This is a genomic window from Rothia sp. (in: high G+C Gram-positive bacteria), from assembly GCF_030540545.1.
GTDB lineage: Bacteria > Actinomycetota > Actinomycetes > Actinomycetales > Micrococcaceae > Rothia.
Map to the genome: position 1 here is coordinate 1 of NZ_JAUNVZ010000001.1, position 24,295 is coordinate 24,295.

Genomic DNA, 24,295 nt, shown 5'->3' on the forward strand with positions numbered 1-24,295 from the left:
ACAAACCACACCCAACATCAACACCACAACTAGGTGAATCAACCAGGAAGGTTATTTTCAGTTTTCGTCACCGTCTCGCGGCGACTCATATAACTATACAGGCTTTGAGGAGGTCGTGCAACTCGATATTGCATGAAGTGAGTCACATGTATATGGAGGGTGCTAACGCACCCTCCATATACCCTTCCACCCCTCATCTATACCTCTATAGAGAGAAGACCTAAGCTCCGCGAGGCTCCTCAATATTAGGAGCAAGGTTCGTAAAGCGAGAGTACTTACCCTGGAAGCCCAGAGAAATAGTCTTCGTAGGACCACCGCGGTGCTTGGCAATAATCATGTCCGCCTCACCCACACGAGGAGAATCAGGATCGTACATATCCTCACGATGCAGCAAAATCACCATATCCGCATCCTGCTCAATAGAACCAGACTCACGCAGATCCGAAATCATCGGGCGCTTATCCGTACGCTGCTCAGAACCACGGTTCAACTGGGACAGAGCAATCACGGGAACCTCAAGCTCCTTAGCCAAAAGCTTGAGACTACGAGAGAACTCAGAAACCTCTTGCTGACGAGACTCCACACGCTTACCCGAAGACATGAGCTGCAAATAGTCCAAAACCACCAGCTGCAAATTATTGCGCTGCTTGAGACGACGGCACTTTGCGCGAATCTCCATCAGCGTCATATTCGGAGAGTCATCAATAAATAGGGGTGCGGACTGCATCTTGCCCTGAGCCAGACTCAGACGAGACCAACCGTCATACTCCTCCAGCTCACCCTTCTTCAGGCGACCCATGGATAGCTTGGCCTCAGCGGAAATAATACGTATAGCAAGCTCCGTATGACTCATTTCCAAAGAGAAGAACGCGGTAGTCATATTGTGCTTAATCGCGGCAGAACGCGCGAAGTCCAGCGCCAGAGTCGACTTACCCACACCGGGACGCGCCGCAATCACAATCATCTGACCCGGATGCAGGCCACCGGTAAGATCATCAAACTCCGCAAAATCGGTGGGCACACCGTACACACCATCGGGGCGGTCCGCATTTGCCTGGATTTCCTGAACGGTTGCTTCCAGAACCTCAGAGAACGGCTTGTAATCATCCGATGCATTACCATCGGAGACCGCATAAATCTCAGCCTGAGCAGCATCCACCAGCTGGTCCACCTCGGCATCGCCATCATAGCCAAGGCGCGCAATCTTAGTACCCGCCTCAATCAGACGACGCATAATCGCGTGGTTCTTGACGATATCGGCATAGTAGGCGCTAGAGGCCGCGGTAGGCACAGTATTGGTCAGAGTATCCAGGTATACTGCGCCACCGGCACGGGTCAGCTCACCCTGCTTCTTGAGCTGAGCTGCAACCGTCACCGGGTCGGCGGGCTCACCGTGGCCGTAGAGGGATAGAATCGCCTCATAGATCAGCTCATGCGCGGGCTTATAGAAGTCCCCGGCGCGCAGCACCTCAACCACATCGGCAATAGCGTCTTTGGAGAGCAGCATGCCGCCCAGCACCGATTGCTCAGCAACCTCATCATGAGGCATAGAGCGAGCGCCATATTCGACGGGGGATTCAGACATGAAAAACTCCTCCAAGAAAACTACGGGTCATAGGGTCATGGGGCAGAGACACAGCTCTGCCTTCCCCTATTATCCCCCATGATGGCGCCAGCAGGCAGCAATTAATCCCGAATGAGCGCAGGGCTAAAGGAATAGAGAATGATGCCCCGGGTGCACGGCAGGTGCCGAACCCGAGGCATCATTCTCTATTGTTCTCTATGTATCTCCACGAGTCTCATCTACCGAGCCCACAGGGCAAAGGATTTATGCTTCCTTCTTGCGCAGCACCAAACCAATAGCACCCATGTGATCGGCGTGCTTGCGGAAGGTTGCGCGCATGCCCAGAACACGCTCGCGAATCTGGGGCTTACGTGCCAGGTTGAAGAGAATCTTAGCCATGCCCACGCCCTCGTCAGCAATCATGCGCTTGGGTTCCAGCAGAGCCATATCGGTCTGGTACATATCCACGACCTCGAAACCTGCCTCTTCAGCCAGGCGAGTCCACTCGCTCACGGTCAGCGGGCGGGCATTCACGCGGATGCTACGCGCCAGATCGCGCTGGATCTCCTGCTGGATTTCCGGGCGCAGGTAATCGGGGGTCAGGCTCAGCTCGTGAATAGCGTAGAAACCGCCGGGACGCAGGATGCGCGCTGCTTCCTTCATAATGTCCAGCTTGTGGTGGTCAGTCTGCATGGTCAGCATTGCTTCACCCACGACCACGTCAAAGCTTTCGGAGGGCAGGCCGGTTTCTTCTGCGCTAGCGTTGACCACACGGTAATTGGGGTGGTTTGCTGCATCAATGCGCTCACGGACGATTTCAGCTGCTTTGGGATCCAGGTCGACACCGGTGTAGGTTGCCGGCTGCCGCTTGACGATTTCCAGGGCGGTAATGCCCAGACCGGGTGCGAACTCTACGACATCAATCTCGCCGCCCAGAACGCGGCGCAGCAGAAATTCAGTGGTTTCGCGGCCGCCGGGGCGCAGGACCTTCTTACCGAGCTGTGCCAGAAGCCAGTGGCCGGCTGCCTTTTCTGCCGGACGGTCGGTGCCGGGTACGTTCTGTGCCATGCGTAGATCTCCTTTAATTCGCAGTGCATATAATTTGCATCGGTTGGGCAAGATTAATTGTATTCTACTCCCCCGCCGCCCGGGCTATCAATTTCTACAGTGAGCACTACGGAATATGAACTCTAGGGTGACCTGAGATAGGCATGAGTTCTGCAGCCAGGCTCTCGGGGCGCGCTCAGCGGCGAGCGCCCAGTCCCAGGCAGATCCGGGCAGGTGCTGTGGCGCGGAGAGATCAAGCTTAAAAGAGAATGGGGAGAAGTCCGAAGACCTCTCCCCATTCATCACACACACATACATACGAAAATCAGAGCCACTTCCGCTATGGAAGTCCAACTTTCTTCGTAGGTTCTCTCGAACCCACTGATATAACTATGAGGCATCCACCTTTATTCCCAATTTGTGAAAACTGAAAGAACCCTGTGAATGCATGGGATTGTGTGGGTTCATGTGGGAAAGTAGAGCCAGACCACCCCTAGAATCCCACGTAAAACCACATATAGGCTTATTGCGGAGGAAATCTATGCTCTGAGTGAAGAGGGAAAATCTATAGAAATTTTCAAAAATTTTCTGGATATACGCCCCAATACGGTCCCTCTACAAGTCTTGAAGGCAGCTTTTCTGCGCTGCGCGGCTCTGTTCTTTCAACAATTCACTCAGGTACAGAGTCTGTCTAGCGGATCGTGAAAGCTACTTCTATGAGGCTCCTGGAGGATTATCCTCTTGAGATGGTTGCTCCGCGCTCTTGCTCTTCTGAGATTCCCGCGCTCAATCCATCTCGAGATTAAAAGCAGAAGGGCGAAACCTTCATTTGAGGTTTCGCCCTTCTGCTTCGTATCTAACACTCTTTGTCAGATATACGAAACACACACATTCACATCGCAGTCCTCTCGAACCAACACTTATAGTAAACACCAGCTACCTGAACAAAGGATTGTGTTTAGCTGGAAGAATGCTGGGAGAGCGCTCCCAGAAGCCTGTGAACGCACCTCTAGCCTTCTGAAACCGCCTATACAGACGGGTTAACCACCAACGAAAACATAATGACCGAGAAAGGATTGAGCAGAAAAGTCGCCGCAGCCAGCACAATATTCTGCCAGCGGTAGGAGCGGAAACGAACCAAACCCACCAGGGCACAGGAGAGGCCAATCAGGGAACTAATCGTACCGACAATCATGCACAGTGCCCACAGGCCGGCTGCCGCATCCGGGCTCATCGATAAAGGGATAAACATGAGTGCCGAGGACACCAGAGTCACAACGGTAAAAATAGCACTCGTTATGCACAGCTGAGCGCTAGAAGAACGGGGAGCAGAAGATTTAGCCATATACCCAGAGTACCGGAGCTGGGACGCACAGGGTATTTAAAAGGCTCGGGCGGGTAGTGTTCTACCCGCCCGAACCTTCAGTTATTTCTTGTAGACAGGACTCGCCTATATCCAGATTCTAATCATCTAGACGCAGACGCAACCATCCCGCTACCAACGGCACCAGACCCCACGCCATAAAGCAGAGAGTACGCACCGTATGGTTTGGATCGCTGACCTTATCAATATCATGGGTCATTATCATATTGCCCAGATTCGAGGGAGTATATACCGTAATATCCTTGACCCACTCGACCCCGCTAAATACAGCCAGCAGCAGGGGAAGCACGAAAAGCAGCACAACAGCCACCACAATACCTCCCACATTGGATCGCAGCAGAGCACCCAGACCAAGACCCATCCAGCTCAACACCACCATATGCAGGCCTACCAGGGCAAAAAGACGGTACATGCCGCCGTCCATCTCGGGGCGAATTGCCTCGGGCAGAATGGGAAGACCCAGTACAAAACCTAATATCGAGCCCGCATAGCCCAGGATAAAAGCCACCACGCTAATAGAAATAGTCTTAGCCAGCAGCAGTAGTCCTCGACGTGGCACGGCAATCAAGGATGATTGAATGGAACCGGTAGAGTACTCCGTGGCTATAAAGTTCACTGCCGCCGAGAGGAAAAGCAGACCGCCTAAGGTGGCACCGGCAGCCGCCGGATAAAACACCACCTGCTTGAGCTGCTCCGCCACAGCCTCGGGCGGTAGAGCCGAACCACCCCAGGGAATCATATCCCCCGGTTTTGCGTGCTGAATACGGTCGTAGGTCATGGAGAGAGTCCACGCGTACAGGGCACCAAAGCCCGCCATAAGTGCCAGAGCCACCAGGAAAAGGATCCTCGGGGAGGGCAAGGTGCGTAGTTTATAGTGCTCCCCGCGGAGCACTCCAATCACTGAGAGTTTGGGTGCGCGGGACGCGCTCTTTTGTGCAGAAAGTTGTGCGGGGAGAGTGGAGGGTGCGACAGTCATGATTACTCCTTTCCTGCCGGTGTCGAGGCGGAAGACTCCTGCCAGGGGATATCTGATGCGGGCGCTGAGGGCTCTTCTACCGGGGCAACCGAAGACTTGGGAAACAAGGAGCTATATTCTTCTTCCCCACGGGTAAGCCGCAAATATACATCTTCCAGGGTTGCTTTGCGAGAGGAAAGCTCATAGACGAGGATCCGCTCATCCAGCGCAAGGCGGGCAATTTCCTCCGCGGGTGCCTGCACCATGAGAGCGTCATGTTCTAAAGGCTCCGTGGCAATGGAGCGGGAGTGCAGAAGATTCTGCAGGCGTTCGCGTTCATCGGTTCGCACCATGAAGCGATGCTCGCTGACCCGGTCGAGCAGCTGCTGCATGGAGGTATGCTCCAGCAGTCGACCGCGACCAATAATAATAAGGTCGTCAGCGGTCAGCTGCATTTCGCTCATCAGGTGCGAGGAAATCAGTACGGCTTTACCCTCGGAGGCGAGGTAGTGCGCCAGCTGGCGAACCCACACAACACCTTCCGGGTCGAGACCGTTGACGGGTTCATCCAGAATAATGTTTTGCGGGTCTCCCAAAAGTACCGAGGCGATACCTAAACGCTGGGTCATACCCAGGGAAAATTTACCCACTTTACGGTTGGCAACAGAGGAAATACCCGTCAGCTCCAGCACTTCTTTGATGCGGGAGACGGGGATGGAGTGAGTGAGCGCCAGGGTGCGCAGGTGCTGGTATGCGCTGCGACCGGGGTGGAAGGATTTACCGTCAAGCAGCGCGCCAACACTGGTCATGGGGGATGCGAGGGTGCGGTAGGGTACATTATCGACCAGTGCTGTACCGGAATTGGCGTGTTCCAGCCCGGTAATAAGGCGCATGGTGGTTGACTTACCCGCGCCGTTGGGGCCAAGGAATCCGGTGACTTTGCCATTGGGCACCGTGAAGCTGATATTATCAACGGCTACTTTGGAACCGTACTTCTTCGTCAGGTTTTTGACTTCTAACATTGAAATCTCTTTTCTACAGTATCGACAGGTGATGCTGTACTTCTAAAATACCCCCGCAACTCCTCTTCTCCTAGCCTATTGCGTATATTACGGAATTATGACGCGAGCCCCCTGAGTGAAACCCCAATCCGACAGCTTATCGGGTAGGGGCTTTGCAATGTTTCACGTGAAACGTGGAGAGTGCAGTGAGTGAATGTTTCACGTGAAACAATCTGATTAAAGCGCATGGGACGATGCCCTGGGAGGGACATTCCAGAGTTCGCTTGCGTTCCAGCCCTACCGGATCTAAAGAGCATCATCCCCTGCGGGATCTTTGCTACACCAGAATCAGTGAATAGCTCAGGTATAGCAAAAGGGGTAGTACCTATAGGTACTACCCCTTTAGAATCCTAGAAAATTCTAGAATTTTAAGCTATTGCTTATGCATTATGCAGCTGCAACAACATCCAGCTCAACGTTAGCAACAACGTCGTCGTGCAGACGAACGGTTACCTGGTGTGCACCGGTGCGCTTGATAGCGGAACCGAGGTGGATGGTGCGCTTGTCGATGGAGCCAATGCCTGCAGCCTCAACAGCTTCAGCAATTGCCTCAGCCTTGACGGTGCCGAACAGGCGGCCATCTACGCCAGCCTTGTGAGCAATCACAACGGGCTTAGCGGACAGTGCTGCTGCCAGTGCCTTTGCTTCTTCCAGGGAAGCCTTTGCGCGTGCTGCACGAGCTGCGCGGATGGACTCCACCTGCTTCTCGCCGCCTACGGTCCAGGTCACTGCGAAGCCGCGGGGCAGCAGGTAGTTACGTGCGTAACCGTTCTTAACGGTGACAACATCGCCAGCTGCACCGAGACCGGAAACTTCCTGAGTCAGAATGATCTTAGCCATGTTCTATACTCTCCTTCTCTTTAGCGGCCAGCGCCGGAGTAGGGCAGCAGTGCAACTTCGCGGGCGTTCTTAATTGCCTGAGCGATCTTGCGCTGTTCCTGAACGGTCACGCCAGTTACGCGGCGAGCGCGGATCTTGCCGCGATCGGAGATGAACTTGCGCAGCAGAGCGACGTCCTTGTAGTCGATTACGGTGACGTCAGCAGCCTTGAGCGGGTTCTGCTTGGGTTTGGGCTTACGGATTTCAGCCTTAGCCATCGTGGTGCTCCTTCATGAGTTTGGGAGCCCGCGGCCTTAAACCGCGGGATGGATGAATAATTTATGGTGTGAAAGAAAACGTGAACGGTTTAGAACGGGGGTTCGTCGCTAGCAGCGCCGGTTCCCCAGCTGTAGTTACCGCCTGCCTGAGAGCTCCAGGGATCAGCTGCAGGAGCAGACTGAGGCTGTGCCTGCTGAGGTGCAGGTGCGCTCTGCTGGGCGGGGGCGGAGTTGAAACCGTTGGCGTTGGAGTAACCATTATTGGTGTAGCTCTGCTGTTGGGGAGCGTATCCCTGTGCAGCGCCGCCTCCAAAGCCATTGTCGCCACCGAAGTTGGACTGCGGGGCGCCTGCGAAGTTGCCACCTGCGCCGTTGCCGCGCGCGGAGCGGGCTACGTTTGCGGTTGCGTAGCGCAGTGCCGGACCGATTTCTTCGAGTTCTAGCTCGAAGGAGGTGCGGCGTTCGCCTTCTTTCGTCTCATAGGTGCGAGACTTCAGGCGACCCTGCGCGATAACGCGGGTACCCTTCTTCAGGGATTCAGCGACGTTTTCTGCGTAGTCGCGCCAGATGGACGCGCGCAGAAAGAGTGCCTCACCGTCTTCCCACTGGTTCGTTGCACGGTTGAAGGTGCGCGGAGTGGATGCAATCGTGAAGTTTGCTACGGCTACACCATTGGGGGTGTATCGCAGTTCAGGATCGCTGGTGAGGTTACCGACCACAGTAATGACGGTTTCGCCTGCCATGGATGCCTCCTACTTATGAGATGGGTTCAAGTATGTTAGTTCTAGTTCACCATGCTTAACGGACAGGTTAAGCAGGTGAGCTAAAGACCTTACTTGGAGATCTTCTGATCTTCCGGGCGGATGATCTTGGTGCGCATGACGGACTCGTTCAGGTTCAGAACGCGATCGAGCTCAGCTGCGGTCTCGGGGGTTGCGGTGAAGTTAACCACTGCGTAGATACCCTCGGACTTCTTCTGAATTTCGTATGCCAGGCGACGACGACCCCAGATGTCTACGTTCTCGATAGAACCGCCATCGTTGGTGACGATCTCGAGGAACTTGGACAGCGAAGGCTCAACCGCACGGTCCTCAACCTCGGGGCTGAGGATAACCATCAGTTCATATGCACGCATGATTAAACCCCTCCTTTGGGCTAAACGGCTATGGGATTTCCATAGCAGGAGATACATGTTGCTTTATCGTGTGCCGCGCACCATGAGGGTGCGCACACAGATTGTTTAAGTTTACACCAGATATAGGCTTAATGACAGTAGAAACGCTGTGATATTAACGGGGACACCCGCACTTCATCATCAAGTGCGGGTCTCCCTCAATACCTAGAGCAGTGGATGCGCCTAGCGGGCGTTGAGAATAGCAACGCGCAGTATATTCGTAAAGGCATCCTTGAAAAGCAGCAGTAGGAGTAAACCGCCCGGTATCCACGGCAGACCCACGGGAGCCAATAGACCCGTAAGGCCGGTAAGGAGCAGATAGAAAATGCCCTGGATGGGCTGCGCCAGGTAGAACTTGTGAATACCGAGGGATCCCAGGAAGAACCAAAGGACATAGGTTAGCACCACAGACTTGCGGTTTACGTAGACGACACGGGTGGGTTCATTGACGTAGGATCGGGGGCCGGGCGCGGAGCCGTGTTGATAGCTTCCAGATGAATAAGCCATGAGTGATTCCTTTCGTAGTGAGTATATCTATGTGTTGATGCTTTGAGTATAGGGTTTTTAGCTATGTATCAGCTATGAGATACCCCGGTGATTGACGAGCATTTCTACACATATATGCCTACCGTGTATCCCAGTATCTCCCGGAGCTCTGACAACACAAGAGGGGTTTTGGAATCTAGAAGGTATTACAGAGCCTTAAATGGAAAGTGGTGGTGAATGTTTCACGTGAAACATCCACCACCACAACACACTACATTCAACCGATAGGTTCACACTCAGACATAGACTCCAAGAGCGCTACCCGCAGCCACCGGAAGTAAGCACAATTTTTAGCTGCGGGTGGCGCTCTAAGAAGTTGAGTTATATCAAGCTTAGCACTACTTTCAAGTTAAGGTTGAACTTTAATCAAATATTACGGAGAAATCTTTCCTCCACTCTGATAAGCCACCCCGAGTACCAGCACCAAGCACAGATACTTAGGACTCCTGTTGCTCATTCCACCAGGCCAGCAGGCGAGCGCTCGCTTCCTCCTGCCCTAAGGGGCCTTCCTCCATACGCAGATCCATGAGGAACTTATAAGCGCGACCCACCTGCGGACCCGGAGCAAGATTCAGCAGAGCCATAATCTGGCCGCCATCCAGATCCGGGCGAATAGCATCCAGCTCCTCCTGCGCGGCCAGAGCCTCAATACGCTCTTCCAAATCATCGTACGCGGCAGCCAAGGAACGAGCCATACGCTTATTGGAAGTAGTCACATCCGAACGAGACAGACGGTGCAGGCGCTGCAGCTGCTCGCCGGCATCGCGCACATAGCGGCGCACCGCAGAATCGCTCCAGCCCGCATCGCGATAGCCGTAGAAACGCATATGCAGCTCAATCAGGCGAGAAACAGCCTTAATCGTGTCATTATCAAAACGCAGAGCGCGCATACGCTTACGCGCCAACTTTGCACCCACCAGCTCATGCTGCAGGAAGGTCACCGAGCCATCCGCCTCAAACTTGCGGGTGGCGGGCTTACCAATATCGTGCAGCAGAGAGGCAAAACGCAAAATGAAATCGGGAGCCGGAACATCCCCCTCCGGGCCGGTCTCGCGATCCATTGCCTGCTCCATAACCTTGAGAGAATGCCAGTAGACATCCTTATGGTGATGAGCCGGGTCAATCTCCATACGCAGGGCGGGCAGCTCCGGCAGCACAAAATCAGCCAAACCCGAATCCACCAGTACCTCAATACCAGCCTTGGGGTAGGGGGCAACAATGAGTTTCACCAGCTCATCGCGTACACGCTCGGCAGAAATAATCTCAATGCGAGAAGCCATCTGTTCCATGGCCTCAAAAACCTCGGGTGCCAGCTTCATATTAAAACGAGCCACAAAACGCGCCGCGCGCATCATACGCAGGGGATCCTCAGAGAAAGAGTCCTGAGGCGAGCGCGGAGTACGAATAATACCCTCTGCCAAATCACGCTGGCCCTCAAAAAGATCCACAATCGCACCATCGGGCAGACGGGCTGCCATAGCGTTCATGGTGAAGTCGCGGCGAATCAGATCCTCACGCAAATCCTTACCGAAAGTCACGGTGGGCTTGCGGGAATCCGAAGCGTACACCTCGGCACGGTAGGTGGTAATCTCGTAAACCACGCCATTTTTGCGGGCGCTAATAGTGCCGTATTCCTTACCGATATCCCACGTCTTCTCAGCCCAGGGAGCAATAATCTGCTGAATCTGCTCCGGTTCGGCATCCGTGGTGAGATCAAAATCGGTAAAGGTATCGGAAGAATTCTGCTGACTGTGGCGAATAATATCGCGCACAATACCGCCCACCAGGTACAGCTGGAAACCCGCCCGGGCAAACAGCTCGCCCAGTGCCACGGCGTCAGGATACTTCTTCAACACATCAATTTTTTGCGACATAGTCCTCTAATCCTTGCAGATTCTACGCAAAAAAGCATATCGGGTAGCTCTCATAACCTCGCACTAGATACCGTATAAGGCTAGCTATCGGATAAGGTATAACTATGACTTTTCCAGTACCACGCGCACCCAAAGAGGGCTCCTTCGTGCCCCTGCGCCCCTCCGCGATGCCCCCAGAGGTCTCCGCGGGCGGAATTGTCATCGACTTTAACCAGCCCAATATGCCCGCAGCCATCATCGCCCGAGTCAACCGCGCCGGTTCCCTCGAATGGTGCCTGCCCAAAGGACATGTTGAGGCCGAAGAAACCATCCCCGACGCAGCGACCCGCGAAATCGCCGAAGAAACCGGCATTAACGGGCGCCCCATCTGGCCCCTGGGCACCATAGAATACTGGTTTACCGCCTCCGGAATGCGAATCCGCAAGCAGGTCTACCACTACCTCTTTGCCGCCACCGGCGGTGAACTGACCGTAGATAACGACCCCGATCGTGAAGCCGTAGACGTCGCATGGGTACCCCTGGCAGAGCTGGGAGAAAAACTCTCCTTCGCCAATGAACGTCATATCGCTGAACGGGCCTACCAGTATATTCAAAACCAGCTCTAAACACTCATATCAAAGGAGAATAGGTGGCACGAACAGACGCGTTCGCCAGCGCCATTATGGCAGCCGGAACCCTCGTATCCCGAGTGCTGGGTTTCGTCAAAGCAATCCTGCTCACCGTCGCCATCGGCTCCATATCCAATGTGGGCGACGTTTTTGAAACCGCCAACACCCTGCCCAACCTCATCTACGTGCTGGTAGCAGGCGGCGTGTTCAACTCCGTGCTGGTTCCTCAAATCATTAAAGCCGCCCAGGCTCAAGACGGGGGGCTGAGCTATATCTCCAAATTGGTCACCCTCACTGTGACCGCCATCGGTATAGTCACCGCCATAACCGTCGCCTGCGCCGTACCCATTATTCACATTATGGGTGCCAGCTGGACACCCGAACAGCAGAAACTGGGCGTTATCTTTGCCCTATGGTGTCTGCCGCAGATATTCTTCTACGGCCTGTACACCGTGATCGGTCAGGTACTCAACGCCAAGGACGCATTTGGCTCCTATATGTGGTCGCCGGTGCTGAATAATATCATCACCATTGCAGCCCTGATCGGTTTTATTGCCCTCTTTGGTCCGCAGGATACCAGCACCATCCCGCCGGCACACTCGGTGGAAAACTGGACCAGCGCCCAGACCCTGGTTCTGGCAGGTAGTGCAACCCTGGGCGTAGCGGTCCAGGCGCTCGTGCTCTTTATCCCGCTCTTCCGCATGGGTTTGCGCATTCGCCCCGACTTTGCATGGCGCGGCATCGGCCTGCGCGAGGCAGCAAAGCTCGCCGGCTGGACCCTCGCCTCGGGCGTGATCTCCAATATCGCCTTTATGTATATGACCCAGGTGGCCGCTTCCGTGGTCTCCTCCCGCGACTACTACGCTGCTCAGGGCATTGAGGTGCCGGGTCTGCAGGCTCTGAACTACGCCACCATGCTCTATATGCTGCCGCACGGCGTGGTGGGCGTATCCATTGCCACCGTGCTCTTTAACCGCCTGAGTGCCTCCTCCATTGCCGATGATAGCGATAGCGTGATTTACGCATTCTCGCGCGGTCTGCGTAACTCCGGTGTCGCCACCGTTTTCTGCGCCGTAGCTCTGGTCATCATGGCAGGTCCGGTAGCAACCCTCTTTAGCGGTGGTAATCCTAAGGCCGCCATTGCTATTGCCCAGCTGATTATTATCCTGGCGCCCGCCACTCCCCTGCTGACCGTGAACTTTATGTACACGCGCGTGCTCTTTGCCCGCGAAAACGCCAAGACCCCCTTCAATCTGCAGCTCTTCTCATCCATCACCATGGCACTCATGAGCTTTGGCGCATCCCTGCTGCCGGCCCCCTATGTGGTCTTTGCGCTTGCGGCTATTTACCCGATCAATAGCTTCTTGATGCTCATTACCGGTCACGTGGCAATCCGCCGCCGCCTGGGTGATTACGAGGGTCTGAAGATTATTAGCAGCTACGCCCGTTCCTTCTTCGCTTCGGTGGGTGCGGCTCTGCCGGCTCTGCTGGTGCTCTACCTGCTGGGTGCATGGAACCTCAGCGGTTTTGCCCTGGGCTCCAAGATGGGTGCGGTGATCTCCCTGGTTATTGCCGGAAGCATTATGGCCATCTGCTATGTGCCCATGATGCGCCTGGTGGGTCTACATGAGGGCCTGGCTCTGGTGGCTCCCCTTACCCGACGCCTCAAGACTCTATCACGCCGATAAAGCCGTTCAAGCTCTTTTCCGTAGCGTATAGACTTGTATCCCGTCTGCTTCTAGACGCAGACGGGATACGGCGTTTAAAGCCCCTTGTGCGACTAGCAGAGCGCTATACGCACCCGCTATTGGCATGAGAACATATGCACAGGCGCACACAGCGATGAGCCACAAGAGGCGGTACACTTGAATACATACAGCCCACCAGCGCCCTACAATACGGGCGCACGCTCACAAAAACCACAGGGAGAGTACATGGCGCAGCCCATTCCCGTAGGCACCGTCCTCGGAAACCGCTACGAAATTACCGCACAAACTATTACCACCGCAGAATCCGATATGATTCTGGACGGCATTGACCAGGTACTCAACCGCAAGGTCTCCATTGTGGTCGCCTCGGCGGCGCGCGCCTCTCTGCTGGAAAATAACTCCCGTATCCTTGCCGAGCGCAGCCGCTTTAATATTCAAATCCTGGATATGGGTATTACCCCCGAAGGCAATAAGTACCTGATTACCTCCCACACCCGCCCGGACGTGCTGCTAGATACCCTGCTGACCGATAACCAGGCGCTGGCAGAAGAGCAGAACGACGGCGCCATTGACTCCGAAATCTTCGGCGCGCCCAAGGATGCCACCAAGAACACCTACGAGCGTGTGAGCACCTCCACTGCACAGGCACCGGTAGCTATTAGCGCCACCAAGGAATGGACCGAAGCGGCTCCCATTAACCCCGAAGTTATCTCCGCAGTTTCCGAATCCAGCGGCATTTACGAAGACGAGGACGACGAAGAAACCCGCTCCCGCGGCGTATGGGCTATTGCCCTTGCCGGCGTGCTGGTGCTGGTCATCGGTGTGGGTGCAGCCCTGAGCTCTCTGAGCTCCCTGAGCAATAATGCTCCCGTGCTGGCAGACCCCACCGCCAAGGCAGCCAGCGCAAGCGCCTCCGTAGCTGCTGCAAGCGCCGCGGCATCCCCGAGTGCAAGTGCCTCCCCCACCCCGGCTGCACCCCCGAAGATCGCCGCCGTTACCCGCCTGATCCCCAATAACCCCACCTACATGGCGGATATGGACACCATGCTGCCCTATCTGACCGATGGCAACGCCAATACCGCCTGGATGAGCTACGGTTTCGGTACCGAGAACTTCTCCGGTCTGGTCACCGGCGTGGGTCTGTCCATTAAGCTGCAGACTCCCACCCTGACCAATACCGTGACCATTGACCAGATCGGTGGCACCGGCGGCGCATTTACCGTCTACACCAACTCCAAGGACTCCCTGGACGGCGCTGTAGAGGTCGCTAAGGGCACTATTTCCGGTCCCTCCACTGCGGTCAAGCTGGACACCGCAAAGCAGGCTGATAAGACCGGCTACGTGATTATTGTCTTCAATAGCGCATCCCGCCAGTCCCAGCCCATTGCACGCATGCCCTACGGCCTGCGCATTAGCGAGCTAAAGGTCGCCTAAGAGCTAGAGCAAGGGCTGTACAAGGGTCGAGATTCTTATGAGTCTCGACCCTTTTGCTATGCGTTCATACATAACGTTCTTCAATTCTCTATGACAGTCTGTGACCTTCTATGACCATATATTGCACTGAAAGGGTGTGGCTTCTACAGCACAGAGCAAACATGGAATAATCGAAGGAAAACAACGGTTACACACCATAGATACACGATGACAAGGAGAACACCATGAGCGAATCCACTCTGGGCGGCCTGTTTGGCGGTGCAGCACTGGGCGGTTTGAACCTGAACACCGCACCGGCAGCCCCCGAGCACGAAGAAACCGATGAAACCATTCATGAGGTTGTTATTGTCGGCGCAGGCCCCGCCGGTAATACCGCAGCCATCTACGCGGCTCGTGCCGATCTGCACCCCGTGCTCTTCGCAAGCTCCGTAGCTATTGGTGGCGCGCTCATGAACACCACCGAGGTGGAGAACTTCCCCGGATTTGTTGAGGGTATTCAGGGTCCGGAGCTGATGAGCAATATTGCTGCTCAGGCTGAGCGTTTCGGTACCGATGTACGCTATGCAGATGTTACCCGCCTGGAACTGGAGGGGGATGTAAAGAAGATTCATACCTCCGACGGTAAGATTCATCTGTCAAAGACCGTGATTCTCTCCACCGGTTCCCAGTACCGTTCTCTGGATGTGCCCGGCGAGGAGCGCCTCTCCGGTCACGGTGTTTCCTGGTGCGCAACCTGTGACGGTTTCTTCTTCAAGGACAAGGTCCTTGCTGTGGTCGGCGGTGGCGACTCCGCACTGGAAGAAGCAAACTTCCTTACCAAGTACGCATCCAAGGTCTACTTGATTCACCGCCGCGATTCCTTCCGTGCCTCGGATATCATGCAGAAGCGCGTTTTCGAGAACGAAAAGATCGAGGTTATCTGGAATAGCCAAGTTGTAGAAATTCAGGGTGAATCCACCGTAAACAACCTGGTACTGGAAGATACTGCAACCGGTCAGAACCGTGACCTGGCAGTGGACGGTATCTTTGAGGCTATTGGTTCCGACCCGCGCATTGAGCTGGTTGCCGATCAGCTGGAGCTGACCGAGAACAATACCATTGCGGTTCAGGGCCGTTCCTCCCGCACCTCTCTCCCCGGCGTATTTGCCTGCGGTGACGTGATTGATCCGACCTACCGCCAGGCAATTATTGCCGCAGGTTCCGGTGCTGTAGCCGCTCTGGACGCTCAGCACTACCTGGAATCTCTCTAATACTTTCTACTTGAAAAGGAGGCGCTATGAGCGCTCTGAATATTAGCGGCGATCAGTTCGCCAGCGAGGTTCTCTCCAGCGATAAGCCGGTTATTGTGGACTTCTGGGCTGAATGGTGCGGCCCCTGCCGCTCCATGGCTCCGACTCTGGACGAAATCGCTGCAGAGAATGCAGACACTCTGAAGGTTGTTAAGGTCAATGTGGATACCGACGGCGATATTGCTGCCGAGTACGGCGTGACTTCCATTCCCGCCATTTACCTCTTTAAGGATGGTGCAGTGGTCAAGGAAAGTGTGGGAGCCCGCCCCAAGCAGGCTCTGATGGCTCTCTTTGCTGAACACCTGAACTAGAGAACATATAGCTCTATAGATAAAGATCCGGGCTGTGCATGTTTCACGTGAAACATGCACAGCCCGGATCTTTATCTTCAATGGACTCTACACCCGAATATTCGAGCGCTCAGCACGTGTTGCCTCTACGATTCAAAGGAAGAATCAAGCACTCGAATAATACGATTCAAATCCTCAACATTGGCAAACTCAATAGTCATCTTGCCCTTGCGAGCGCCCAGACTGATCTTCACCTGGGTATCGAGCTTGTCGGCAAAAGCATCAGCAATATAATCCAGACGCTCATGGTGCTTCTGAGGCTGAGCTGCAGGACGCTTAGCTGCCGGCTCCTGACCACTATTTTCAGCAACCAGAGACTCCACGGCACGCACCGACAGACCCTCATTAACAATCTTCTGCGCCAGGGTTTCCATCTGAGCAGGATCCTTGAGAGCCAGCAGAGCGCGAGCGTGACCTGCTGAAAGAATACCCACGGCAACGCGACGCTGCACTAGGGCGGGCAGCTTGAGCAAGCGAATCGTATTGGTCACCTGCGGGCGAGAACGACCAATACGCTGAGCCAGCTGCTCCTGAGTGGCACCAAATTCTTCCATGAGCTGCTGGTATGCAGCGGCCTCTTCAATGGGATTCAGCTGGCTGCGGTGTAGATTTTCCAGCAGGGCATCGCGCAACAGGTCTTCATCCTGAGTGTCGCGAATAATTGCCGGGATAGTATCCAGACCCGCACGCTGGCTGGCGCGCCAACGACGCTCACCCATCACCAACTCATATTTTTCCTTGCGATCCTCTTCACGGGAAGGGCGCACCACAATGGGCTGCAGCACACCAATCTCACGAATAGAATGAACAAGCTCTTCCATATCCTGTTCATCAAAATCAACGCGAGGCTGTTTGCGGTTCGGGTGAATATCCGCAATATTCAGAGTTGCAAAGGATGCACCGGGTACGGGAAGCAGCTGATCTGCAGCAGTGCCGGGAGCCTGTACATCCTCACCAAAGAAGAAGTCTACCGGACGGCGGGTTAGGGTCGTATTGCGTAGAGCAGCACCCATATCCATACGGTCGGTCTTGCGATCTACCTTAACGCTCTTGGGTCCGGCAGCCTTGTGGGAAGACTGAGAAGAAGATGTTTCACGTGAAACATTGGCTTTATCTTGGGATGCTTCCACCGGGGTATGGGCGGATTTTACATCCTCATGTTCTTTATCCTCAACCTTATAAGAGTTGTTTTTCTGCTTCTTGGACGCATCTGCCGCGGGCTCGGATACAGACTTCTGCTCAGGCTTCTCCACGGGCTTTTCTGCAGCGGGAACCTCAAAAAGAGTCTGGGGCTCTTCAATATTCTTCTCTTCTGCAAGGGATGCCACATTGGGAATAAGCGCACCCAAACCGCGTCCTAGACCGCGACGTTTCTCAGCCAATCTTTTCTCCTTCTATTGTTAGGGTGCGCGAATTACTCAGCGCGATGAGCGATCTCTGCAGCAGCCTCGCGATAAGCGCGAGCGCCGGTAGAGGCGCTGTCATAAGTAATAACGGTCTGCTGGTAGCTGGGAGCCTCCGAAATGCGCACAGAGCGCGGAATGAGGGTCTGCAGGGTCTGCTGCGGGAAGTGCGAGCGCACCTCCTGAGCCACCTGGGACGCCAGATTGGTTCGACCGTCATACATAGTTAGCAAAATAGTGCTGATATGCAGAGAAGAATTCAAGTGCTTTTGGATCAGCTGGATATTCTTCAGCAGCTGGCTCAGGCCTTCCAGCGCATAGTACTCGCACTGAATGGGAATTAGAATTTCTTCTGCCGCCACGAAAGCATTAACGGTCAGCAGACCCAGGCTGGGCGGGCAATCAATAAAGACATAATCCAGGCGCTCCATACCCTGGTCCTGGCGCCATGCCGCGTAATCTTCCAGGGCGTTCTTCAAGCGGGTTTCGCGAGCCACCTGGGAAACCAACTCAATCTCAGCACCCGCCAAATCGATATTTGCCGGAGCGCACCACAGTTTTGCCATTTCGGGGCTGGCGACCACCACCTCGTGCAGGGGCTTGTCATTGATGAGCACATCGTACACGCTGGGTATTTCAACACCGTGCTCCACGCCCAGGGCGGTGGAGGCATTACCCTGGGGGTCATTATCAATCACCAGCACGTTCATACCGGCTTCCGCCAAGGCTGCGGCAAGATTGACGGCGGTGGAGGTTTTACCCACGCCTCCCTTTTGATTAGAGATCGTGAAGATACGGGTCTGCGGCGGAGTGGGCAGCACTGCCAGGGGGGTGGTTGCTTCGCTCATCGTTCCTTCCACGGGGTTTTCGGTGTATATTCTTGCCTGGATTATCGACGTGACATAGCCCGAAATGCGTGCATAATCTACACCATGCGGGGCAATGTTTCACGTGAAACATCTCGTTTCACACTCTCACAGTCAATCACAGGACGCCTATACAAGGGTATCGAAGATATGACAATGACGCCATACGGACACACTTCTAGGCATTGTTCATCCTTAGGCGCCGCTCATACTAGGCACTATTCACAGGTGCACCTCTCCCCTATTCCCTTACTCCTCCCTCTATGCCCCTCTATACATTCCAATAAACACAGAAGCCCCGTATAGGCATATGCCTATACGGGGCTTCTGCACGGCGCTTCTGCTAGAGCTCCAGCGGTTTAAGGTTCACACTCTTAGAGCTGAACCCTCACCACGGTGGTCGGTTCTTCCATCAGAGATTCACCTGCAATCAGAATATCGGTCTGGCGAGCACCATAACGATTGAGTTTCTTCTTTGCCTTGGTAATCTCCTCCGCTGCCGAACGACCTTTGAGAGCCAGCAGCTGGCCGGTACCGCGCAGAATCGGCAGGGTAATATCCAGCAGACCCACCAAAGCGGATACCGCGCGAGCGGTCACCACATCGGCCTGAACTTCACCCACAGCCTGTTCAGCACGCGAGCGCAGAATGGTTACATTCTCCAGACCCAGGTCCTCAACCACCTCAGTCAGCCAAATAACGCGGCGCTCCAAGGGCTCAATAAGGGTCACATGCAGATCGGGGCGGGCAATCGCCAGGCACAAGCCCGGCAGGCCCGCACCGGATCCCACATCAGCCACGCGGGCATTGGGTTCAATGAATTCCTGAACCACAGCGCAATTGAGCACGTGACGAGCCCACAGGCGAGGCACCTCACGCGGACCAATCAGGCCGCGCTCAATACCGCTGGTGGCAAGGTGCTCAACATAGCGCTGAGCCAGAGGCAGACGCTCGCCAAAGATTTCCTCGGCGGCGCGCTGCTCATTGTCAGTTAGAGTAATCTCGCTCATTTACGCCTCCGGCAGGGAAATGACGATATGGCGGCGGGTACCCTCACCCTCGGATTCGCTATAGAGTCCGGCGGCGGCAACCACATCATGAACCACCTTGCGCTCATAGGCACCCAGGGGCTTCATATGGTGCTCCTTACCGCTTTCACGCACGCGCTCAATGGCTTCCTGAGCGATCAGGGTCAGCTCCTGGCGGCGTGCGGCACGGTAGCCGTCCACATCCAGAATCAGGCGGGAGCGCTCGCCAGCCTGAGCCAGAACAGCCAGGCGCACCAGTTCCTGTAGAGCTTCGAGAACCTCGCCATTGCGACCAACCAGGTGGTGCAATTCGTTCTCTTCATCCTCTTCGTTGACTACCGAGAGGTAGGTGCGCTGGTTGCGCACCTCAATATCAATATCGCCGTCAATATCGGCAATATCCAGCAGCTCTTCCAGGTAGTCAGCGGCAATATCGCCCTCTTCAGCGGCGAAATCTACGCTCTCCAGCTCTTCGGGAGCAATATCCAGTACTTCTTCAGTCACCGTTATCTCCCTTAGTTGGACTTGCCCTTGGAGCGCTGCTGCTTCTGACGCTTCTTGCTCATGGGTTGCTGACGCTGACCTGCTGCTGCACGCTCACGAGCCTCTGCCAGCTCCTGCTCGTGCTGCTCGCGGGTCTTACCCACCGGAGGCAGGCCCTTAGCTGCACGGCGTGCATTCAGTTCCTTCTCAGCCTGGGAGCCGGGGGTGGGGTTATTGCGGATAACCCACCACTGCTGGCCCAGGGACCAGATGTTCGAGACGGTCCAGTAGTAGAGCACGCCCAGGGGGAAGTTAATACCGGAGACAGCGAAGATGATCGGGAACAGGTACATGATCATCTGCTGCTGACGGAACATGGGGGAATTCAGAGCGGCTTCGGACATGTTCTTGACGCTCAGCTGCTTCTGAATGAAGAACTGGGTGCCGCTCATAATCAGGATCATGACAACAGCCTGAACAATAGTGGAGACCTGATCACCATTGCCGGGGTTGAGCATGGTTGCAAAGAGGTTTGCACCGAAAATAGTTGCCTGGTTGAACTGCTGCACCAGGTCGGCGCTGAGCACCAGGATACCCTCGTGCTTGCTTGCAGCCTCGGGGACGCTATTGAGCACCTGGAACAGGCCGAAGAAGATCGGCATCTGAGCCAGGATGGGCATGCAGGAAGCCAGCGGGTTGGTACCGTGCTTCTTGTACAGATCCATCTGCTCCTGCGCCATCTGCTGGCGGGAGAGCTGGTCTTTCTTGCCCTTGTACTTTGCCTGCAGCTTTGCCATATCTCCCTGCATTGCGCTCATACCGCGCATTGCCTTGATTTGGGTGACAAAGAGAGGGATGGTGATGGTTCGCATCACCAGGGTCAGGCAGATAATTGCCAGAACCCAGGTTAGACCGCTGGCGGGGTCCATGCCCACTGCGGTAAAGAGCGTGTGGAAGACCCACAGCACTGCTGAGACGGCCCATTTGAAGGGCCAAAGGATCATATCAAAGATATTCACGTATTCTCCTTTGTGACTCGGCTAAGTCGTTGGAAGGAATCTGCGCCGGCAGGATAGCCGGGCAGAAGGTCTTATGGTCTTAGTCTGGGCAGGCCTTCGTATCAGGCGTCAGCTACGGCAGCAGCGTATTCGTCGATAGCTCTGCTCTGAAGTAACTGAGGATGGTTGACTAAGAGAATTTTCGGTTCGTTCCCGGGCTCAAAATCTCGTGTCCCCGCCGGAACGTGCTCTACTCCCCCGCGTTGCCAGGGAGTGCAGCGCAGAATGCGCACGCAGGTTAGATACGCACCTTTGAGAGCCCCGTGAACGGTGATAGCTTCCAGTCCGTAGGCGGAGCAGGTGGGGTAAAAACGACATACATCCCCGTAGAGAGGTGAGATGAAACGGCGCCAGAAACGAATAAAGGCAATCATAATATTTGCCGGTAGATACACCAGCGCCCACAGGGCACGTACAGCCCATAGAGTGTGGTTTGAACGCCAGTACTCTGTGGGGGCGTGATTCAGAATCTGCTCAGCGTAGAAAGCTATCTGTGCATCATCCGGGTGCGCCGGGTGCTTGTGGGGAGGATAAGGTTCGGGCATTACTAGCTCGCACTGCCTTCTTCACGATCCCGGCGTGCCTGCAGCTTAGCTATGCAGGAGGCGAGCGCCTGCTCGTAATCCTCGCGTAGCTGTTCGGTGCTGGCGTTAGCGGCGGCAGGTAGGGCGCGCACGGCAATGAGCAGCCCGGTCGGGTGCTGCTCTGTCGTGGATGCGGCAAATGCCCGCAGGCGCCTCTTGACGCTATTGCGGGTGATGGCGTTACCGACAGCCTTAGATACGATGAAACCTATCTGGGTTGTCTTTTCGGTATTTTCTGCCGTATATAGCACTACGTTCCGGCGTCCTGAGCGGACGCCGGAACGAAAAGCGCGGGAAAATTCTGTGCCAGTGCGCAGCCGGTGCCAGGTGGGCAGCACGGTTTTCCTCCCTAAGTGGACAAATCGCCCATACGCTAGGCGCATGGGCGATGAGTTGAAGCCGTTATTATGCCGACAGCTTTGCGCGGCCCTTGCCACGACGGTTCGACAGGATTGCGCGGCCTGCGCGGGTGCGCATGCGAAGACGGAAACCGTGCTTCTTGGCGCGGCGGCGGTTGTTCGGCTGGAAAGTACGCTTGCTCATACTTTTCTCCTTGATACTCGGTCAGCAAGCCCGTGTGAAACGGGGTTACTGTAAAAATTTTTATGCCCGGGGTACTTGCAACACTTGAAGTAGGCGGTGCATATACAACAGAACAACTCTAGAAGAGTAGAGTCTGAAGGTCAAGTTAAAAGCGGTGTTGTCGACTGGATGTAAGGGATTGCACTCTGCCTTACCCACTCTTGCACACCCTATATATATCGCGAGCAGAAACCCTTTAGGCCAAGGGAGCCTTTGGGCATTCACTATCCACACACAGCGTTTGGATCGGTACTTTAAGGGGATAAGACACAGGGGCGCTCCTGTGCAGGAGGGGTAAATACAGCAGTTTTCCCCAGATTCCCTCAAAAGCTATATCCAGATTTCCACAGGCATAATCCTTGAAAAATCAAGGTTTTATCCACATTTAATCACGGTCAACACACAAGTTTTCCACCATGTGGATAACTTGTGTGGAAAACCTGTGTGTCTACTGTGGATAGGCGCTATAGTTGGGGTATACTTCTTAATCTTTGAACATTAAGCGATGAACCGGATGGAGGCGGCGCATGAGCACGCAGAATGAACTAAGCGTCCGCTGGGCTCAGGTAGTCCAGCTGCTGCATGATGACCCGGATGTATCGCGTCTGGATCGCGGCACCATTAAGACTCTGAATCCGCAGGGTCATTTTGGGCAGATTCTGATTGTGGCTTTCCCCAGTGCCCATGCCCGTGATCTTTACCAGACCGGCAAGCTCAAAGAACCCATTGACCGCGCTGTGGCTGAGGTTTTCGGCGCCGGTACCGCTATTTCCGTACTCATTGATGAGAGCCTCAATAGCTTTAGTGAGGATATTGAGGATCTCTCCCCCGTGCGCCCGCTGCCGAGCCCCGAACAGCTCGAGCAGGAGGCACGCCCGGTAATTCTGCCTGAGGTAGCACCTGTCATGCGCGATATGCACCAGAAGGTGATTTACCACGAACTGGGCGATAATAATGCGCCCGCAGCGTTGAGTTTTAACCCGCAGCAGCTTGCCGATCGTCTGGCGGAAACCCCCAGCTGGGATACCTCCGATGATCTGAACCCGAACTATACCTTCGAAACTTTCGTGGTGGGCGCTTCCAACCGTTTTGCGCATGCGGCGGCCTTTGGCGTCTCCGAAACCCCCGGCGGGCTCTATAACCCCCTCTTTATTTACGGTGGTTCGGGTCTGGGTAAGACCCACCTGCTGCACGCCATTGGCAATTATTCCAAGGATCATCGCCCGGAGTTGCGCATTCGCTATGTGAATTCCGAAGAGTTCACCAACGACTTTATTAACTCCATTAAGGACGATGAGGGTGTCTCTTTTAAGCAGATCTACCGCAATGTGGATGTTCTGCTCATTGACGATATTCAGTTCCTTGCCGGTAAAGAGGCAACTCAGGAAGAGTTTTTCCATACGTTCAATGCCCTGCACGCGCACGGTAAGCAGATTGTGATTACTTCTGATCTGCCACCCAAGCAGCTGACGGGTTTTGAAGAGCGTATGCGTTCGCGCTTTGAGTCCGGCCTATCGGTGGATGTGCAGCAGCCCGATTTGGAGACTCGTATCGCAATTTTGCGTAAGAAGGCTCAGCATGACCTGCTGCAGGTACCCGATGATGTCATGGAGTACATTGCCTCCCATATCACCTCCAATATTCGCGAGTTGGAGGGTGCGCTGATCCGCGTGCACGCCTATGCTTCCCTGCAAAGTAAGCCTCTGACCGTTGGTTTGGCGCAGGAAACCCTCAAGGATTTGATCGATGGCGGCAGCGGCGAGGAAATTACCGCCTCCCACGTGCTGGCAACAACTACCGCCTATTTCAATGTGTCCCTCGAGGATGTTCGCTCCAAGTCCAGGACGCGCACTCTCACCAATGCCCGCCAGATCTCTATGTATCTGCTGCGTGAGCTCACGGATATGTCCCTGCCCCGTATTGGTCAGGAACTGGGCGGTCGTGATCATACGACGGTTATGCACGCTGTTCGTAAGGTCGGGGCGCAGATGGCGGAGCGAGAGACCACCTATAACCAGGTGACTGAGCTGACCAATATGATTCGTCAGAATCAGAAACACTCTTAAAAGTGGGATTTCTGCCTGTGGAAAGTCTGTGGTTTAAGTCCGGTGCGCTGTGGATGTTAAGTGCATAGATATTCTTTTGCTGTGCACAACGGTGGATGTATAAATTTCCATTCACAATGCATGGGATTTTATC

At 54.8% G+C, this 24,295-nt stretch carries 25 protein-coding genes; 6 read left to right on the forward strand and 19 right to left on the reverse strand.

The genetic code is table 11. From position 1 onward, the window contains the following. Positions 1-220: 220 nt before the first annotated feature. The 11 genes from dnaB to Q4P78_RS00055 all read right to left on the reverse strand — a co-directional run bounded on the left by dnaB (position 221) and on the right by Q4P78_RS00055 (position 10,702). Entirely contained in the window at positions 221-1,585 is a 1,365-nt protein-coding gene (gene dnaB, locus Q4P78_RS00005) for a replicative DNA helicase (protein WP_303338258.1), read from the reverse strand. Between the two features lie 243 nt (positions 1,586-1,828). Next, positions 1,829-2,632: a class I SAM-dependent methyltransferase gene (locus Q4P78_RS00010; RefSeq protein WP_303338260.1), complete on the reverse strand. Its 804-nt coding sequence runs from the start codon at positions 2,630-2,632 to the stop codon at positions 1,829-1,831. Between the two features lie 1,006 nt (positions 2,633-3,638). Next, the gene (locus Q4P78_RS00015) at positions 3,639-3,956 is read right to left on the reverse strand and encodes a hypothetical protein (RefSeq protein WP_303338261.1); all 318 of its coding nucleotides are present in this window, start codon (positions 3,954-3,956) and stop codon (positions 3,639-3,641) included. A 118-nt stretch (positions 3,957-4,074) separates the two neighbouring features. Beyond that, complete coding sequence (locus Q4P78_RS00020; protein WP_303338262.1) at positions 4,075-4,971, reverse strand: ABC transporter permease subunit; 897 nt, start codon at positions 4,969-4,971, stop codon at positions 4,075-4,077. A gap of 2 nt (positions 4,972-4,973) precedes the next feature. Continuing rightward, positions 4,974-5,972, reverse strand: coding sequence for an ABC transporter ATP-binding protein (locus Q4P78_RS00025; RefSeq protein WP_303338263.1), 999 nt, complete (start codon positions 5,970-5,972; stop codon positions 4,974-4,976). A gap of 426 nt (positions 5,973-6,398) precedes the next feature. After that, the gene (rplI, locus tag Q4P78_RS00030; protein WP_303338264.1) at positions 6,399-6,851 is read right to left on the reverse strand and encodes a 50S ribosomal protein L9; all 453 of its coding nucleotides are present in this window, start codon (positions 6,849-6,851) and stop codon (positions 6,399-6,401) included. Positions 6,852-6,871: 20 nt separating this feature from the next. Further along, positions 6,872-7,108, reverse strand: a complete 237-nt coding sequence (gene rpsR / locus Q4P78_RS00035) for a 30S ribosomal protein S18 (RefSeq protein WP_004005948.1) — start codon at positions 7,106-7,108, stop codon at positions 6,872-6,874. An 89-nt stretch (positions 7,109-7,197) separates the two neighbouring features. Beyond that, positions 7,198-7,851 carry a single-stranded DNA-binding protein gene (locus Q4P78_RS00040; protein WP_303338265.1) on the reverse strand — a complete coding sequence of 218 codons (654 nt, stop codon included), beginning with the start codon at positions 7,849-7,851 and terminating at the stop codon, positions 7,198-7,200. A gap of 89 nt (positions 7,852-7,940) precedes the next feature. Then, positions 7,941-8,243 carry a 30S ribosomal protein S6 gene (rpsF, locus tag Q4P78_RS00045; RefSeq protein WP_303338266.1) on the reverse strand — a complete coding sequence of 101 codons (303 nt, stop codon included), beginning with the start codon at positions 8,241-8,243 and terminating at the stop codon, positions 7,941-7,943. Positions 8,244-8,465: 222 nt separating this feature from the next. Continuing rightward, the gene (locus Q4P78_RS00050) at positions 8,466-8,789 is read right to left on the reverse strand and encodes a TM2 domain-containing protein (protein WP_303338267.1); all 324 of its coding nucleotides are present in this window, start codon (positions 8,787-8,789) and stop codon (positions 8,466-8,468) included. Positions 8,790-9,265: 476 nt separating this feature from the next. Then, on the reverse strand, positions 9,266-10,702 hold the full coding sequence (locus tag Q4P78_RS00055; protein WP_303338268.1) for a CCA tRNA nucleotidyltransferase: 1,437 nt from the start codon (positions 10,700-10,702) through the stop codon (positions 9,266-9,268). A gap of 104 nt (positions 10,703-10,806) precedes the next feature. Between Q4P78_RS00055 and Q4P78_RS00060 the strand changes: the two genes are divergently transcribed. The 5 genes from Q4P78_RS00060 to trxA all read left to right on the forward strand — a co-directional run bounded on the left by Q4P78_RS00060 (position 10,807) and on the right by trxA (position 16,053). Beyond that, positions 10,807-11,307, forward strand: a complete 501-nt coding sequence (locus Q4P78_RS00060; RefSeq protein ID WP_303338269.1) for an NUDIX hydrolase — start codon at positions 10,807-10,809, stop codon at positions 11,305-11,307. Positions 11,308-11,330: 23 nt separating this feature from the next. Continuing rightward, entirely contained in the window at positions 11,331-12,998 is a 1,668-nt protein-coding gene (murJ, locus tag Q4P78_RS00065; protein ID WP_303338270.1) for a murein biosynthesis integral membrane protein MurJ, read from the forward strand. A 246-nt stretch (positions 12,999-13,244) separates the two neighbouring features. Continuing rightward, a complete protein-coding gene (locus Q4P78_RS00070) occupies positions 13,245-14,453 on the forward strand; it encodes a serine/threonine protein kinase (protein WP_303338271.1) in 1,209 nt (402 codons plus the stop codon). A gap of 224 nt (positions 14,454-14,677) precedes the next feature. Beyond that, a complete protein-coding gene (gene trxB, locus Q4P78_RS00075; RefSeq protein ID WP_303338272.1) occupies positions 14,678-15,703 on the forward strand; it encodes a thioredoxin-disulfide reductase in 1,026 nt (341 codons plus the stop codon). Between the two features lie 26 nt (positions 15,704-15,729). Beyond that, positions 15,730-16,053: a thioredoxin gene (gene trxA / locus Q4P78_RS00080; protein ID WP_303338273.1), complete on the forward strand. Its 324-nt coding sequence runs from the start codon at positions 15,730-15,732 to the stop codon at positions 16,051-16,053. Between the two features lie 125 nt (positions 16,054-16,178). On the opposite strand, the gene Q4P78_RS00085 is transcribed toward trxA, so the two are convergent. From Q4P78_RS00085 to rpmH, 8 genes are all read right to left on the reverse strand, one after another. After that, positions 16,179-17,474 carry a ParB/RepB/Spo0J family partition protein gene (locus Q4P78_RS00085; RefSeq protein ID WP_303338274.1) on the reverse strand — a complete coding sequence of 432 codons (1,296 nt, stop codon included), beginning with the start codon at positions 17,472-17,474 and terminating at the stop codon, positions 16,179-16,181. A 32-nt stretch (positions 17,475-17,506) separates the two neighbouring features. Beyond that, a complete protein-coding gene (locus Q4P78_RS00090; RefSeq protein ID WP_303338275.1) occupies positions 17,507-18,343 on the reverse strand; it encodes a ParA family protein in 837 nt (278 codons plus the stop codon). A gap of 392 nt (positions 18,344-18,735) precedes the next feature. Further along, positions 18,736-19,371: a 16S rRNA (guanine(527)-N(7))-methyltransferase RsmG gene (gene rsmG, locus Q4P78_RS00095; RefSeq protein ID WP_303338276.1), complete on the reverse strand. Its 636-nt coding sequence runs from the start codon at positions 19,369-19,371 to the stop codon at positions 18,736-18,738. After that, entirely contained in the window at positions 19,372-19,893 is a 522-nt protein-coding gene (locus Q4P78_RS00100) for a R3H domain-containing nucleic acid-binding protein (protein WP_303338277.1), read from the reverse strand. Positions 19,894-19,904: 11 nt separating this feature from the next. Next, positions 19,905-20,891 carry a membrane protein insertase YidC gene (gene yidC, locus Q4P78_RS00105; protein WP_303338278.1) on the reverse strand — a complete coding sequence of 329 codons (987 nt, stop codon included), beginning with the start codon at positions 20,889-20,891 and terminating at the stop codon, positions 19,905-19,907. 101 nt (positions 20,892-20,992) lie between these two features. Next, entirely contained in the window at positions 20,993-21,475 is a 483-nt protein-coding gene (gene yidD / locus Q4P78_RS00110; protein WP_303338279.1) for a membrane protein insertion efficiency factor YidD, read from the reverse strand. Between the two features lie 2 nt (positions 21,476-21,477). Continuing rightward, positions 21,478-21,897 (reverse strand): ribonuclease P protein component, encoded by a 420-nt coding sequence (gene rnpA, locus Q4P78_RS00115; RefSeq protein ID WP_303338280.1) that lies wholly within the window; start codon positions 21,895-21,897, stop codon positions 21,478-21,480. 22 nt (positions 21,898-21,919) lie between these two features. Beyond that, positions 21,920-22,057, reverse strand: a complete 138-nt coding sequence (rpmH, locus tag Q4P78_RS00120; protein ID WP_049332235.1) for a 50S ribosomal protein L34 — start codon at positions 22,055-22,057, stop codon at positions 21,920-21,922. A 566-nt stretch (positions 22,058-22,623) separates the two neighbouring features. On the opposite strand from rpmH, the gene dnaA reads away from it, so the two are divergent. Continuing rightward, complete coding sequence (gene dnaA / locus Q4P78_RS00125) at positions 22,624-24,162, forward strand: chromosomal replication initiator protein DnaA (protein WP_303338281.1); 1,539 nt, start codon at positions 22,624-22,626, stop codon at positions 24,160-24,162. Positions 24,163-24,295 lie beyond the last annotated feature (133 nt).